This window comes from bacterium (assembly GCA_009926305.1).
Taxonomy (GTDB): Bacteria; Bdellovibrionota_C; UBA2361; order UBA2361; family RFPC01; genus RFPC01.
Genome location: RFPC01000155.1, coordinates 1 through 2,550, shown reverse-complemented (window position 1 = coordinate 2,550; position 2,550 = coordinate 1). Strand labels below are relative to the sequence as shown.

Genomic DNA, 2,550 nt, shown 5'->3' with positions numbered 1-2,550 from the left:
GCGTACATGGGACGCTACTATCAGCGTTTTGGAGAACTACGTACCCTGTACCTCCCTAAAACGTGTTCAGTATGCCTACTCAGCAGCAGATCTCTTAGTGGCTGACGACATCCTATTCGAACCTAATGGCTGAAAATCCTTTCAAACCTCTGGCAAATATGGCCAGAGCTCAGACTAGAATTATTGAAACTCTAGGAGTTCCCTACGCCGACCCTTTCAACGAAGAGGCAGTCATCTCCGATGTCAATGACCCGCTGAAGCTAGGTCGGGTGAAGGTTACCACTGAGGACGGGATTGTCTCCCAATGGATACCTGTGTCCGGATCGAATAAGGGGATACTGAGCGCGAGGTATATCGGCTCAAAAGTGATGGTCGGTAAGACTAATGGCAGATCGGAGAATATGTATGTCGTAGGGGTTATAAGAAACGACCCGGACATCGGGGTTTCAGGAAACCCTATGCAACTTCCCATCATCGACGAGAGTACTGCGGTTTGGAATGAGACTACCGATTCCGGGATGAAGTGTAATGAGGGAAATGAGGGGCGGATGTACATCCTCAGCAATGAGATGAATCAGGATGTGGTCGTATGCCTCAGACGCACAAGCAATCAGGTGGGGAGTAAACCCGCCTGGTCTTGGAAATCGATTACAAGTGGGCTTTGGGTAGAGAAAGGAATTAACCCGGGGAACGAAACTACCTCTGCTGTTACTCAGGCTCAGGAGAGAAATCCGGGAATACCTGAATGCAATGAGTCGTTGCTGGGAGAAGTTCATGAATTCACTGAAGACAGAGCATTCCGTACCACTTCTATGATATGTAGAAGGGATGAGAATAAAAACTTCTCCTGGTTACCCCAAAGCTCTCCGCCGGTATTTTTCCGAACCACGTTGCCAAAATGCAGTGAGAAGATCCATGGCATGGAAGCTGTGCTGGATGACGGCAATAACTCAGAGTTCATAGTCTGTCAAAGATATCAGGGGCTGCTGCTCTGGGTACGGCAGGGCAGGCGTATACCTCATCAGTTTTTTAGCAAAGAACCCCCTCTTACAAGGATCCAATTCACAACAGGATTTAACCCTATCGAGGCGTTGTCTGAAACCCCGATGTCTGCGGATGACTGGGCTAAAGAACCAGAGATAGCAGAAGTCGCCTTCGACACTGCCATAGCAGATATTGATCTTACCGGGACAGATCCGAGGCTTAAAGAGCTGTTACGTCTCGCAGGTCTCGTGCCCGCTACCGCCTTCGACGGAGCCCAGACAATGAGAAGGGTCGCTAACGAAGCGTTGAGAAAGAAGACAGGCATTCCTGTGGAGACAATAACTAAGTTGATAAGAGAAGATCTGGACCGGGATGGATCGTTAACTTCTTCTACAGCACAGGCACTTACCGGTGTTGGAAGTGCGGCAGACGCACTCGTTAACGGGGTGACTGGGGGAGACCTGGACTCTGCCCTCTTATCGATCGGGCAGAATACTCTGCGGAACGCGATGTTGTCGATTGACCCTCAGACAGCTTCGGTTATGACCGGGCTGATGAGCGGAGGAATAATGGGAGCTGTGGACAGCGCAGTTGCCATAGGTCTGGATCAATTGCCCCCTGAAGTCAACAGATATGTATCGCCTGTGGTGGGGATAGCCAAGAATCTACTAACCTCTGCTTATCCAAACTCGCTTGGAAATATCCTCAACTCGGCCTCTGGCGGCGGCCTCCTTGCCGCAGTGAATGGGACTGTTAATAGTGCGATAGGGAACAATGTTGTGACTCCGCAACTACTGTCGACATTGGCGACGGGCCTCTCTTCAGGCTCTCTGGGTGAAATACCCAAGCTGTTCGGATCAATGGGTAACCTGGACCAGATTTCGAAGCTCCCAGCACCCGCTAATGCAATACCTACCCTCGCTACCACTGCTCTGGGAGTGTCTGGCCTGGCCAGTGTTGCTCAGGACCTCCTTGGGAAGGGGGGCATAGGTCTAAATAACCTCGACAAGGTTATTGGAGGTGGATTCAGCGCGGCTAAGACGATAATATCTGGGGTCAAAGGTCTAACAGGGTTGTTTGGATCGTCGGGGTCCCTGGGCTGCCCCTGTGATCCTAAGTGCAGAAAGACCGAGCATGGGGAGGATAGCGATGGCAATAATTTAATCGAGAAGTGCGGCTGTATGACATCAAATAACGCGAATTGTTATGCCGCTGAGGGTAATCCCTTGAAGAATAATGCCGGCCCAATAGCAGAGGAACAGGGGTTGTCTTTTACCGGTATAGGGGAAGAGCTGTTGCCGGGCAACATTAGAAACCTAAGCGCATCGATTAGGGAGATCCCTAGAGTGGGCGAGATGGCAGAGAAGTACTTTGCATCGAGATACGCGGACCAGGTTGATAAAGAATGCGAGATAGCTTGTAGCTTCGAAGCGGTAGAAAAATCGCTTAAGGTGGCAGATAATAACATCACCAGAATAGAGTCTATTGAGAAAAAATTAATCGACGGGTTTTATAGATTCTTGAAAGCTATTGCCTACGAAGAAGAGAATGAAAAAGATTTTGCCA

1 protein-coding gene is annotated in these 2,550 nt (G+C 49.8%); it reads left to right on the top strand.

Annotation, left to right across the window (positions count from 1 at the left end; translation table 11 throughout):
• Window positions 1-158 precede the first annotated feature (158 nt).
• A partial coding sequence (locus EBR25_13120) for a hypothetical protein (protein ID NBW41922.1) occupies window positions 159-2,550 on the top strand: 2,392 nt, incomplete at its 3' end.